The organism is Streptomyces sp. NPDC017520, assembly GCF_044329855.1.
Lineage (GTDB): Bacteria > Actinomycetota > Actinomycetes > Streptomycetales > Streptomycetaceae > Streptomyces.
The window spans coordinates 80183-94083 of sequence record NZ_JBIRKB010000013.1 but is presented as its reverse complement, the minus strand read 5'-3'; the positions used below and the strand labels follow the sequence as shown (position 1 = coordinate 94083).

Annotated in this window: 6 protein-coding genes; all 6 read left to right on the top strand. The window is 73.6% G+C overall.

Annotated features, from left to right (window positions below):
• Positions 1 to 213: 213 nt before the first annotated feature.
• Positions 214 to 2334: a serine/threonine-protein kinase gene (locus tag ACH4KB_RS27535; RefSeq protein WP_398068578.1), complete on the top strand. Its 2121-nt coding sequence runs from the start codon at positions 214 to 216 to the stop codon at positions 2332 to 2334.
• A gap of 277 nt (positions 2335 to 2611) precedes the next feature.
• Entirely contained in the window at positions 2612 to 5908 is a 3297-nt protein-coding gene (locus ACH4KB_RS27530) for a protein kinase (RefSeq protein WP_398068577.1), read from the top strand.
• 257 nt (positions 5909 to 6165) lie between these two features.
• The gene (locus tag ACH4KB_RS27525; RefSeq protein WP_398068576.1) at positions 6166 to 7926 is read left to right on the top strand and encodes a protein kinase; all 1761 of its coding nucleotides are present in this window, start codon (positions 6166 to 6168) and stop codon (positions 7924 to 7926) included.
• Between the two features lie 206 nt (positions 7927 to 8132).
• Positions 8133 to 9749 (top strand): succinic semialdehyde dehydrogenase, encoded by a 1617-nt coding sequence (locus tag ACH4KB_RS27520; protein ID WP_398068575.1) that lies wholly within the window; start codon positions 8133 to 8135, stop codon positions 9747 to 9749.
• Positions 9750 to 9808: 59 nt separating this feature from the next.
• Positions 9809 to 11704, top strand: coding sequence for a GMC oxidoreductase (locus ACH4KB_RS27515; protein WP_398068574.1), 1896 nt, complete (start codon positions 9809 to 9811; stop codon positions 11702 to 11704).
• A gap of 94 nt (positions 11705 to 11798) precedes the next feature.
• The gene (locus tag ACH4KB_RS27510; RefSeq protein ID WP_398068573.1) at positions 11799 to 13559 is read left to right on the top strand and encodes a peptidase; all 1761 of its coding nucleotides are present in this window, start codon (positions 11799 to 11801) and stop codon (positions 13557 to 13559) included.
• Positions 13560 to 13901 lie beyond the last annotated feature (342 nt).

Here is a 13901-nt window from a genome sequence, read left to right as displayed (position 1 = left end):
CGCCTTCACCGGGCCAGTTGGGCTCCGCCGCCCCGGTGGAGCCGGGGCGGCGGCCCGGTCCGGCCTGGACGGGGAGGCCGGGTTGGTAGGAGGCTGTGGGGACTTCCCTCTTCCCGCCGCGGCGCGGCGGACCCCGGACCCGGCACCAGGACCGGTCCCGGGGTGAGGGACAATGAACGCTCTGCCAGGGCGGGTTGATCGCAGAGGGGACGCATGTCGGAGGCGGAGCAGGCACGGGAGCCCCAACGGGACAAGAACGGTCGTCTCCTCGCGGGGCGCTACCGGCTCGGTGAGGTGCTCGGCCGAGGCGGCATGGGTACGGTCTGGCGCGCCGACGACGAGACGCTCGGCCGCACGGTCGCGGTCAAGGAACTGCGGTTCCCCGGGGCGATCGACGAGGACGAGAAGCGCCGGCTGATCACGCGCACCCTGCGTGAGGCGAAGGCGATCGCGAGGATCCGCAACAACAGCGCGGTGACCGTCTACGACGTGGTCGACGAGGACGACCGCCCGTGGATCGTCATGGAGCTGATCGAGGGCAAGTCGCTGGCCGAGGCGATCCGCGAGGACGGCACGCTGACGCCGAGGCGGGCCGCCGAGGTCGGGCTCGCCATCCTCGACGTGCTGCGCTCGGCGCACCGCGAGGGCATCCTGCACCGCGACGTGAAACCGTCCAACGTGCTGATCGCCGAGGACGGGCGCGTCGTGCTCACCGACTTCGGCATCGCCCAGGTCGAGGGAGACCCGTCGGTCACCTCCACCGGCATGCTCGTCGGCGCACCCTCGTACATCTCGCCGGAGCGCGCCCGCGGTCACAAGCCGGGCCCGCCCGCGGACCTGTGGTCCCTCGGCGGACTGCTGTACGCGAGCGTCGAGGGCTGTCCGCCGTACGACAAGGGCTCGGCCATCGCCACCCTGACGGCCGTGATGACCGAACCGCTCGACCCGCCGAAGAACGCCGGCCCGCTCACCGAGGTCATCTACGGGCTGCTCGCCCGGGACCCCGACCAGCGCCTCGACGACGCCGGTGCGCGGGCGTTGCTCAACGACGTCATCAACGCCCCCGACGTTCCCGCTCCGGCCCCCGCGGACTCCACCCAGATCATGGCGCTGCCGCCGGCGCCCGCCGCCGACCCCCTCGTCAAGAGGACGCCGAAGCCGCCCAAGGCCCCGAAGCCGCCGAAGCAGTCCACCGGGTCGGGCGAGTCCGGCGGCGGCTCCCGCGACCGGCTGCGCGGAGCCCTGCGCTCCGTGCGCAACGCGAAGACCCCTGCGGTGGCCGCGGGAGCCGCCGCGGGTGCGACCGCCGCGTCGGCGAGCTCTCCGGCCGCGGCGGCCGGCGGCCCGCCCGTCACCCCGCCCAAGCCTCCGTCCCCGCCCGGGACGTCCGCCCCGGGTGCGAAGCCCGCCGCGTCCGCCCCGGCGACCGGGAAGGGAGCCGTCGCGGCGCCCGCCGGCGCCCCGAAGTCCGCGGCGGCGAGTGGGTTCGTACCCGGGCAGCGTCCGCCGTCCTCGGTCGCGTCCACGCGTGCCTCGATCACCGACGTGGTGCCCCGCCGCACCCTCGCGATCATCGCGGCCGTCGTCGCCCTGGCCATTCTCGGCACGGTCCTCGCGCTCACGCTCGGCGGCGACGACGCGGGCAAGGGCGGCGACACGGCGGCCTCGGCCGGAGCCTCGGCCGGCGGCGCCGACGACAAGGGCGGCGACACCGGCGGCGGTTCGTCCGGCGAGAAGGGCGGCGGTCAGAAGGAGGGCCAGGGCACGGACGACGGCCGGGCCTCCGCCGACCCGTCCGCCGACGACTCCGCCGACACCGACGACTCCGGTTCCGACGACGCCGACGACGACGGGGCGGCCCCCGGCGACGCCCTGCCCGCCGGGTACGAGCCGGTCACCGACACCCGGTTCCACTTCACCATGGCGATGCCCGAGGGCTTCAAGCGCACCGCCATCGCGGGCAGCAACTCCGGCGGCATCTACAACGACAAGCGGGGCAGCTTCCCCCGCGTCCAGGTCGACTTCAACAGCTCGCCCAAGGACGACGCGGCGGCCGCCTGGCGCGGGGCCGTCGGGAGCGTCAAGGTCCTCAGCGACGGCTACAAGCACGGCAGCATAAAGAAGGTCGAGTACAACGGCTATCCGACCGTCGCGGACTGGACGTTCGAACGCAACCACAACGGCGTCCGGGTCAAGGTGCTCAACCGGGGATTCAAGGTGGACGCCAAGCGTGGCTACTCGATCATGATCAGCTGCAAGGTGGACGAGTGGGAGGGCGACGAGTGCCGGACGCTGCGCGAGACGGCGTTCGCCACGTTCACGCCCACTGACTGACCGCCCGGGCACGTGCCGGCCGACCGCTGGGCACGTGCCGGCTGAGCGCTGGGCGTGCCCGTCGACCGGTCGGGAACGTCCCGGAGCGGTCGGTGGGAAACGTTTGTGCGAACCGGGTTGGCGCGACCCGGCCCGGCGGCCCGTGTTGCCACGTATCGTAAGAGGCCGGGGACCGTACGCAGCCGGAACAGCGGGTCAATTGTCCGCCGAATGACCGTGACCGACGGATAAGTGCGCCTCCGGTGACCGGGGGAAGAGCGCGCTCTGGGGAGGCGTCGTGGACGACTACGCGGGTCGGGTGCTTGCCGACCGCTACCGCCTTCCGCTGCCCCCGTCCGATGGGTACGAACTGGCCGAGACCCGGGCGTTCGACACCTACAGCGGGCAGGAAGTCCTGGTCCGCCAGGTGCCGTTGCCGGAGATCGTGGACGCGGAGGTGCTCGACGCCGACGGCCGGCCCTCCGCATCCGGACGCGCCCCCGGGCGAGCGGTCCGCCGCAGCACGGACCCGGCGGTCCGGAGGGCGATCGAGGCCGCGCAGGCCGCCGCCCAGGTGCCCGATCACCCCCGGCTCGACCAGGTCTTCGACGTGTTCGCCGAAGCGGGCTCGTTGTGGATAGTGAGCGAGCTCGTCGCGGCCCGTCCGCTCGCCGCCCTCCTCGCCGAACGCCCCCTCAACCCCTACCGGGCGGCCGAGATCGGCTCCGACGTGCTCACCGCTCTGCGGGTGCTGCACGCCCACGGCTGGACCCATCGCAACATCACCGTGCGCACGGTCCTGGTGTGCGACGACGGCCGCGTCGTGCTCACCGGTCTCGCGGCGGGCGCCGCCGAGGAGGCGCTCTGCGGATACGCCCCCGGACCGGCGCCCGACACCGACCCGGTGGCCGGCCCCACGACGTACGGCGTCCCGGCCGTCGAGGCCGCCCCGCCGAGAGAGCTCGACGGGGCCTACGCGCTCCCGCCGGCCAGGAGCGGAACGGAGTACGCGCCGTTCGAGGGCTACGGCTCCGTCGAGGGCGGCCAGGGCTACGCGGCCGTCGAGGAGCACACGGAGTACGCGGACGTGGATGCGGACGCGGACGCGGACGTCCAGGAGTACGCGGACGTCCAGGAGTACGACGGCGGCGGCCGGGCGGACCGGCCGTACCGGGCGGACCAGGGGCTTCCCGTTCCGTCGCTGCCGGAGGGTTACGCGCCGCGCCGGTACGACGACCGGTACGACGACCGGGATGGCGGCCGGGCCGAGGACCGGTTCGGCGACCGGCCCGGTGACCGGGACGACGACCGTTATGACGACCGGCCCCACGACCAGTCCGGCGACCGACCCCACGACGGGTCCGGCGACCAGCACGACGACCGGTCCGGCGACCGGTACGACCTGCCGCCGGGCGGCCCGGAAGCCGAGCCCTTCGCGTCGCGCGCCGGCCAGGAGATCGTCCCGCGCCCCGCCGCCCCCGCCGTCCCGTACACCACCGTGCCGCCCCCCGCCGAGCCTGGCGCCGCGAGCGCCGCCCAGCTGCGGGCCGCGCGCGCCGGAGCCATCGCCGCCTACCGGGCGGGCGCACGGGCCGCCGCCCGGGTCACCGAGGACCGGCAGCAGACCGACCGGCCCCCGGCCGACCTCACGAAGTCGCCGCCGGAAGGGCACGCGCCCGCCCCGAGCACCAGCGGCACCAGCGGAATCACCGGAACGGGAGCCGGAGCCGGAACCGAAGCCGGAGCCGGAGCCGGGACCGAAGCCGGAACCGGAACCGGAACCGGAGCCGACGCGGACGCCGACACCGGCATCCTCCCGCCGCAGCGCCCGGCGCCCGGCGCCCCGGCCCCCGACGCCCCCGTGACCCCCGGACTGACCTCCCCCTGGGGCATGCCCGCCGAGGACCCCTACGACGACGAGGACGACGAGGACGACGAGGACGGCCCCCGGCCGCCGGGCCGCCGCGTGCACCTCGCCGGGACCTGGGACGACGGACCCGGTGCGCGGCCCGTCTCCGCGGGCGGCTCCGGCGAGGACGCGCTGCGCGCCGACTCCCGGCGGCCCGGCACGGCGGCCCCGGCCCCCAAGCAGCTCGCCCGCACCGCACCGCCCCGGGACGGGCGGACCGCCCCCGGGGCCTGGGAGGAGGCCGTCGCGGGCGGCGACGAGCCCGCCGTCTACCGGGGCCCCGCCACCCCGCTCGCCGCCGAACGCGCCCGCCAGGCACGCATCGCCGTCGTCGGAGCCGTCACCGAGCGCTGGGCCCCCGAGCAGGCGGGTCCCGTCCACGAGAACTGGCAGCTCGCGCCCCCGATCGGCCCCTCCACCGACCTGTGGGCGCTCGGCGCGCTGCTCTACCGCGCCGTCCAGGGCCACGCCCCCTACCCCGAGGAGAACGCGGCCGAGCTCGTCCAGATGGTGTGCGGGGAGCCCCCCGCCTTCGCGGAGGAGTGCGGCCCGCTGCGGCCCGTCGTCGAGTCGCTGCTGCGCCAGGACCCCACGGAGCGGCCGGACTTCGAGGAGCTGCGCGGCTGGCTGCGCTCGCTGGTGCGCTCCGCGCCGGAGCCGGAGGCGGGCGCCGACGTCGTGCCCCTCCCCGCGCCCGACGCCGCCCGGCTCCCCATCGTGCGCCGCCGGGGCGAGCTGGTCCGCAGGCGCCGGGGCCGTTTCGGCGGCGGCTCGGCGCACGGCAGACACCGCCAGGGGAAGCGTCACCAGCCGCCGAAGCGGCGCGGTGACGGCGAGCAGCGGGACCGGCAGGAGTCGCTGCTGCCGCCCGACCGGTCCGTGCGGATGCCCGTGGAGAGCTGGGAGGAGGAGCGCCCGGCCCGCGCACCCCGTGCGCCCAAGGGCCCCCGGGTGCTGCGGGAACCGTCGCGCCGGGGCGAGGAGTCCTCGTCGCCACGCAGGCTGGGCCGGCTGCTGCTCGTCCTCATCCTGCTGCTGATGGCCGCCGCCGTCGCGTACGCCGTGATGTTCCTGCCGAAGCAGGAGCCGGGCAAGGACAGCGGAGCGCCGACGTCGCCCGCCGGCTCCGCCGCACCGCCCGCCGCCTCGGGGGAGCCCGAGCCGTCCGGCTCGGCGGGCGGGTCCGCCGATCCCGGCTCGCAGCAGCCGCAGACCAGCCGGTCGGCCGTGGCGCTCGCCCCCGGCTACGCGCTCCGCGAGGACGCGGAGGGGTTCGAGGTCGGCGTACCGAAGGACTGGCAGCGCAGCCCCGCCAACGCGGACCGGCAGATCCGCTACGGCAGCGACGGGTTCACCCTCCTCGTGGTGCCCGGCCGGGACACGGTGAAGGCGGGGGGCGGCGATCCGCTGGCCTACCAGCGGGACAAGGAGCCCGAGCTCCAGCCGTTCCGCGACTCCTCCTGGTCCTCCTCGTCCGGACTGCGCCGGGTCGACGTCGGCCGGCAGGCCATGGCCGAGGGGCAGTTCACCTGGCAGGAGAGCGGCGGGCGCGAGGTGTACGTCCGTAATCTCGCCATGATCGTCGACGGCAGGTACCACGTCATCCAGGTCATCGGGCCTGAGAGCGACCGGGACAAGGTCACCGAGATCTACGAGCAGGCCATCGCCTCCTACCGAGTCACCTGACCGCCGGTCACACTGCTACCGGGTCACCTGACGCCGGTCACACTGTCACCGGGTCACCTGACCGCCGGTCACGCCCGATCGCGCGCACGTGACCGTCCGTCCCGCGCGCCTGATCGCGCGTCACCGCCTCGCCCGCGCCAGGGGCGTTGTGCGGTGCCGACAACCATCACAGTGCGGTCTCGTGGGCGATCCCCGGTTCCGCCCCGCCGTCGCGCCTCCGTAATCTGGCCATTCGAGGAACGGGGCGGGGACATCACGTGGATCGATCACAGAGCACGGACGCGGGACTGGTGCTGGCGGGGCGCTACCGGCTGGGCGACGTCCTCGGCCGGGGCGGCATGGGCAAGGTCTGGCGCGCCCACGACGAGGTGCTGCACCGCACGGTCGCCGTCAAGGAGTTGACCGCCGGGCTGTACGTCGCCGAGGCCGACCGGCTCGTCCTGCACGCCAGGACGCAGAAGGAGGCGCGGGCGGCGGCGCGCATCACGCACCCCGGCGTCGTCACCGTCCACGACGTGATCGAGTACGACAACCGCCCCTGGATCGTCATGCAGTACGTCGACGGGCCCTCGCTCGCCGACTCCGCCAAGGAGAGCGGCGAGGTCGCCCCGCGCGAGGCGGCCCGCATCGGGCTGCACGTGCTGAGCGCCCTGCGCGCCGCGCACGCGGCCGGGGTGCTGCACCGCGACGTCAAGCCCGGCAACGTGCTGCTGGCGCGCGACGGTCAGGTGCTGCTGACCGACTTCGGGATTGCCGCGATCGAGGGCGACTCCACCATCACCCGGACCGGCGAACTGGTCGGCTCCATCGACTACCTCGCCCCGGAACGGGTACGCGGCGGAGACCCCGGACCGGCCTCCGACCTCTGGTCCTTGGGGGCGACGCTGTACACGGCGGTCGAGGGGACCTCCCCGTTCCGCCGTACGTCCCCGATCTCCACCATGCAGGCCGTCGTCACCGAGGAGCCGCCCGCCCCGCTCAACGCGGGCCCGCTCGGCGCCGTGATCACCGCGCTGCTCCGCAAGGACCCGGACGACCGGCCCACCGCCGCCCAGACCGAGCAGATGCTGCTGGACGCGATGGACGGCCGTGAGCCCCGAGCCGCGCAGGCGCACGTGCCGACCCAGCGCTTCCCCGAGAACGCCCGGTACGCCTACCAGGACACGGACGGCGGTCCCGGCGGCCCGCACGATTCCGGCAGCCCGAACGGCGCCGACGGTTCCGACGGCGCCACCGCCCGGCTGCCCGGAGCAACCCCCTCCATGACCTCACCGCCCGCCCGCGGCCCGGGGGCCGCCGCCCCGGTCACCGGCCCCGCCTCCGCCCCGGTGACCCGGCGCGCCGGGTCCCGGGGGCGCACAGTGCTCGTCGTGGTCGTCGCCGCCGCCGTCCTGGGGGGCGCGGCCGGGCTGTTCGCGATGAAGTACGGGGAGGGATCGGACGCCCCCGGCAGCACGGCCGGCGGCACGGTCGCCGGCAGCACACCGTCCCCGGGGCGGACCTCCACGGAGCAGACCTCCCCGGATCCGGCCGTCTCATCGGAGGGGACACCGGAGATACCCGACGGCTGGCACCGGGTCGACGACCCGGCGGGGTTCAGCCTGGTGGTGCCGGTGGACTGGACCCGGCAGGTCCAGGACGGGCAGATCGACTACACGCCGGACGGCGGGGCCCACCGGATCCGCATCAGCGTCGACCCGGACCCGGACTTCGAGCATCCGTACCTGCACATGGAGAACATGGAGGAGCAGCTCTCCGAGCGGCTGCCGGGCTATCAGCGGATCGGGATGGAGAAGAACACCTTCCGCGACCGGCCGGGCGCCCTCTGGGAATTCACCTGGAACGAGACCAAGGACCACCCGGGGCCCCGGCACGGGATCGACCAGATGTACTACGGCGGCCCCGGCGGCCCCGAGTACGCGCTGTATCTGACGGCCCCGCAGGAGGGCTGGGAGGCCAGCCGCGAGAAGTTCGACATCATGCTGCGGAGTTGGAGCGCCCCGAAACCCCAGCAGTGAGCACGGCACCCGGCGGGACTCACGCTTCCTGAGTGCCGCGGGCCGACCGTCCGGTCGACGGTCGGCCGCATAGCCACTGATCAGCGGTTATGTCGCCAGCGATCACTGGCTCGTTCGAGGGGGGTGCCCGGCGGAGGTGGCGGGTCCTGTGAAAAACTGTTACCCACGGGTACCCAAAGGCTGCGGCTGGACATACTCTCGGCCTCATGACGGACTCGCAGGCCCCTGACGCCCCTCTCGGTACGAACCCCGTGGCGGCCGCCCCCGCCGGTGTGCGTACCGCCGCCGACGTGGTCACCCCCGAAGTGATCGCCCAGCTGACCCGTGGCGTCCTCGGGTCGGGCCGCACGGCCAACCACACCCCCTTCACCGGGGAGAAGCTGGCCGATCTGCCCGAGTCCGCCCCCGAGGACGTCGCCACCGCCTTCGACCGGGCCCGCGCCGCCCAGCCCGTCTGGGCCGCCGTCCCCGTACGGCAGCGGGCCGCCGTCCTGCTGCGCTTCCACGACCTCGTCCTCAGCCGCCAGTCCGAGGTCCTCGACCTCATCCAGCTGGAGACCGGCAAGGCCCGCCTGCACGCCCACGAGGAGGTGCAGGCCGTCGCCGTCGCCGCCCGCCACTACGGGCGCAAGGCCGCCGCCTACCTCAAGCCCCGCCGCCACACCGGCGTCGTCCCGGTCCTCACCAAGGTCACCGAACTCCGCCAGCCGCGCGGCGTCGTCGGCCAGATCGCCCCCTGGAACTACCCGCTCGAACTCTCCGTGGGCGACGCGCTGCCCGCGTTCGTCTCCGGCAACGCCGTCGTGATGAAGCCCGACACGGAGACCGCGCTCACCGCCCTGTGGGCCCGCGACCTGCTGATCGAGGCCGGACTGCCCGCCGAGGTCTTCCAGGTCGTCCTCGGCGAGGGACCCGTCGTGGGACCCGAGGTCGTCAGCCGCGCCGACTACGTCTCCTTCACCGGTTCCACCCGCACCGGCCGCGAGGTCGCCGTCGGCGCCGCGTCCCGGCTGGTCGGCGTCTCCCTGGAGCTCGGCGGCAAGAACGCCATGCTCGTACTGAAGGACGCCGACGTCGAGAAGGCCGCCGCGGGAGCCGTCCGCGCCTGCTTCTCCTCCGCCGGACAGCTCTGCATCTCCATCGAGCGGCTGTACGTCCACGAGTCCGTCGCCGACGACTTCGTGGAGCGCTTCGCCACCCGGACGAAGGCCATGCGGCTCGGCAGCGCCCTCGCCTACGGGGCCGACATGGGCTGCCTCGTAGGCGAACGCCAGCTGGAGACCGTCAAGCGCCACGTCGACGAGGCCGTCGAGAAGGGCGCGAAGCTCGTCGCCGGCGGCGTCGCCCGCCCCGACATCGGCCCGCTGTTCTACGAGCCGACCATCCTCGACGGAGTGGAGGCCCCGATGACCGTCTGCACCGAGGAGACCTTCGGACCGGTCGTCTCGATCTACCGCTTCAGCGACGAGGACGAGGTGATCGCCCTGGCCAACGCCACCCCGTACGGCCTCAACTCCAGCGTCTGGACCACCGACTCCCGGCGCGGTCACCAGATCGCGGCCCGGCTGCGCACCGGCACCGTCAACATCAACGAGGGGTTCGCCCCCGCCTACGGCAGCGTCCAGGCCCCCATGGGCGGCATGAAGGATTCCGGCCTCGGCCGACGGCACGGCTCCGAGGGCATCCTCAAGTACACCGAGGCCCAGACCGTCGCCCAGCAGCGAGTGATGCCGCTCGCTCCCTCCTTCGGGCTGGACGACGAGAAGTACGCCGCGCTCATGACCAGCAGCCTCAAGGCGATGAAGGCGTTCCGGCTGCGCTGACCGCCCGGAGACCCAGCGACGTCCGCCCTTTTCGTACCGCATCCGTTCCGAGGAGTGCCATGTCCCAGGACAGCCCTGCCCAGAAACAGGCCGTGAGCCCCGCGCCGGTGAGCCAGGTCCCGGCCGAGGACGACGCCGCGTACGACTACGACGTCCTGGTCGTCGGATCGGGCTTCGGGGGTGCGGTGTCGGCGCTCCGGCTGACCGAGAAGGGGTACCGGGTCGGGATCCTGGAGGCGGGCCGCCGCTTCACCCCCGGCACCCTCCCCAAGACCTCCTGGGACCTGAAGAACTACCTCTGGGCCCCCGCGCTGGGCCTCTTCGGCATCCAGCGCGTCCACCTCCTCGGCAACGTCATGGTGCTCGCCGGGGCCGGGGTAGGCGGCGGATCGCTCAACTACGCCAACACGCTGTACGTGCCGCCCGCCCCGTTCTTCGAGGACCGGCAGTGGGCCTCGATCACCGACTGGCAGGACGAGCTGAAGCCGTACTACGACCAGGCCCGCCGCATGCTGGGGGTCCGCCTCAACCCGACCATGACCCCCTCCGACGTCCACCTCAAGGCCGCCGCGGAGGCGATGGGCGTCGGCGACACCTTCCACCTGGCCCCGGTCGGCGTCTTCTTCGGCGACGGCAAGGACGCCGACGGCACCGCGAGGGCCAAGCCCGGCGCCACCGTCCCCGACCCCTACTTCGGCGGCGCGGGCCCCGCCCGCAGGGCCTGCACCGAGTGCGGGGAATGCATGACGGGCTGCCGCCACGGCGCCAAGAACACCCTCAACGAGAACTACCTCCACCTCGCCGAGAAAGCCGGAGCGGTCATCCACCCGATGACCTCCGTCGTCGCGGTCACCGACGACCCCGAGGGCGGCTACCGGGTCCTCACCGTCCCCACCGGCCGCCGCCGCAGGGCGAAGCCCACGAAGCTCCGCGCGCGGAAGGTCGTCGTCGCCGCGGGCACGTACGGGACCCAGACCCTGCTGCACACCATGAAGGACCTGGGGCTGCTGCCCCGGCTCTCCGCGCGGCTCGGCGAGCTGACCCGTACCAACTCCGAGGCGCTGGTCGGCTCCCAGACCAGTGACCGCCGCTACCGCAAGAAGCACGGCACCGCGAAGGCCGACTTCTCGCAGGGCGTCGCGATCACCTCCTCGATCCACCCGGACGACAACACCCACATCGAGCCCGTCCGCTACGGCAAGGGCTCCAACGCCATGGGCGCGATGTCGATACTCCAGGTCCCCTACGGCGCCCACCGGGTGCGCGGCTGGCTCGCCAACATGGTCAAGCACCCGACTCTGGCCGCCCGTTCGCTCTCCAACCACCACTGGTCCGAGCGCACCATCATCGGCCTGGTCATGCAGTCGCTGGACAACTCCCTGACGACATACCGCAAACCGGGAGGCATCGGCAAGGGCCTGCTCACCGCCCGCCAGGGCCACGGCGCGCCCAACCCGACCCAGATACCGGAGGCCACCCACAGCGCCACCCTGCTCGCCGAGGAGATCAACGGCTTCGCCGGCTCCAACGTCGGCGAACTGATGGGCACCCCGCTCACCGCCCACTTCCTCGGCGGCTGCCCGATCGGCGCGAACGCCGACGAGGGCGTCATCGACCCGTACCACCGCCTCTACGGCCACCCCGGCATCAGCGTCGTCGACGGTTCAGCCGTCTCCGCCAACCTCGGCGTCAACCCCTCGCTGACCATCACCGCCCAGGCCGAGCGCGCGATGTCGTTGTGGCCCAACAAGGGCGAGGCGGACCCGCGCCCGGAGCAGGGCCAGGCCTACGAGCGGCTCACCCCCGTCGAGCCGCTCGCGCCGGCCGTGCCGAAGGAGGCGTTCGGCGCGCTGAAGCTGCCGTTCCTGGGCATCCCCGTGGTGCCGCCGAAGGGAACGGCGGAGGCCGGGGCGGACGTGAAGGGCGTCGGCAACACCCCCGTACCCAATCCGTGATCTTCTCCTGGGCAACTGTTCGGAGGGCTGCGCGGTCGAACCCGTACTGCCTCACAGCAGTCACACAGCTCCTGCCGAGTCCCAGAGGTCCCCGATGACACGCATCTCCCCGAGAACCGTGCTGCACCGCGCAGCGGGTTCTCTCGCCGCCGCAGGCCTGCTGGCCTCGGCCACGCTCGCCGGGGCGGCCGTCCCGGCACAGGCCGCCGATGCCCCGGTGTTCACCCTCGGCGGCCCCGCCGAGACGGGTCTGCACCCCTACCCGGAGAGCGGCGAGCCCCGGCACTCCACGGTCGGGATCACCGTCAACAACCCGTCCCAGGACGAGGAGAACGGCGGCTACGGAGGCAACTTCACGCTCACCTTCGACCTCAGCGGTATCGACGGTGTCGCCGACGTGGCGTTCGACGGCGAGTCCAACAGCGCGGACTGCGAGGTCACCGGTACCAAGGCGGTCTGCGAGGACTGGGGCATCTGGCCGGGCCTCCAGGGCGCCGCCGACCTCCTGGTCACCGCCGCCGAGGGCAGCCGGGCCGGGGACACGGGCACGATCAGGGTGACCGGCGAGGCGGAGGGTGCGACCTTCACCCCGTTCACCACCCGGCTCACGGTCGGCGGCACCGACCTGGTCATGGAGGAGCTCCCCTTCGACCAGGAGCTGAACCCGGGCGACGAGCAGCAGGCTCCGATCACCTTCTCCAACCGGGGCAGCCGGGACGCCGACGGCGTTCTGCTCACCCTCATGTACACCCGAGGCCTCGACATTCCGCAGCGCTACGCCAACTGCGAGTACGCCGAGGACGACCCGGACGTCCCGGGCATCGGCTGGACCACGGCCCTCTGCTCCGTCGAGGGCTCCTTCGAAGCGGGTGCGACGTACACGCTGGCGACCCCGCTGACCATCGAGGCCACGACCCGCGCCTTCTACGACACCTTCGTCTACCGCATCCACGAGGACGGTGCCGCCCAGCGCACCGCCCAGCGTGCGGGCGCCTCCTTCGCCCGGGGCGCGGGCCCCGTGCTGAAGGCGGTCCCGGCGAAGGCTCCACGGAAGGGCGCGACCGCCCGGGGCGGCGACCTGAATCCGTCCGACAACCAGCAGGAGGCCGACTTCCGTACGAAGAACACGGCCGACTTCGTGGCGTACGGCGACGAGGCATCCGGGGCCGCCGGGACCACGGTGAAGGCTGACATCGGCTTCCGTAACGAGGGCCCGGCGTGGATCGGCTACATCCGCTCCGGCGAGCCCGTCGCCACCGTCGACTTCACCGTCCCGCAGGGCGCGTCGGTCACCGCGAAGCCGGACCGCTGTCGTGCGGTGACCGCCGAAGGAAAGTACCGCGAGGACCAGCAGAGCCCCGCGCCGCGCTACGTCTGCGACACCTCGATGACCGTGCGGGACGACGAGGGTCTCGACCTGCCCTTCGAGCTGCGGATCGACGAGGCCCTGATCGGAGCGAGCGGCGAGGTGACCGTACGCAACACCCGGCCGCAGAACCCGGCGCTGCCGTTCGACCCGAAGCCGGCCAACAACACCGCGTTTCTGGTCCTGAACGGCGAGGGCGGCGGCTCGGACTCCGGCGGCACGACGGACGGCGGCTCCGGCGAACCGTCCACCCCGCCGACCTCGGCCCCGGACCCGGAGGAGAGCCCGTCCGGCACCCCCGGGCCCTCGGCGTCCACGACCTCCGACGGAGGGGCGGCGGGTACGACCGGCGGCTCCGGCGGCGGGGGCGGCCTCGCCTCGACGGGATCGACCGCCCTGATCGCCTCGGGCACGGCGGCCGCGGCGCTGGCGGCGGGCCTGCTGCTGTTCATGGCGGCACGGCGACGGGCTGCCGCGCAGCACGTCTGACGCCTGACCGACGGCGGAGGGGGAACAGGGCCTCCGCCCGAACGTTCCGATGCGGCCGACCCGGGCGTCCCCGGGTACGGCCGCATATGGGGTGACCGGGCTGCTGTCCCCTGCGGACCGGTCACTTTCGCCGGGATGTGGTCCCACGACGCACCTGCGGTACGTCACACGTCCCGGCGGAGCCACGCGTGGTTTCCTGCCGATGCCGCCCCTGGTTGGCACGGACATCAGGATCAACGAAGGCACCGCGCACCTGGTCACGCGCCGTACGGGTGAGACGGGGTCCGAACGCAGATACGGCCGGGTGCCGCAGGCGGAGAACCGTTCCGTCCGCGCACCGCT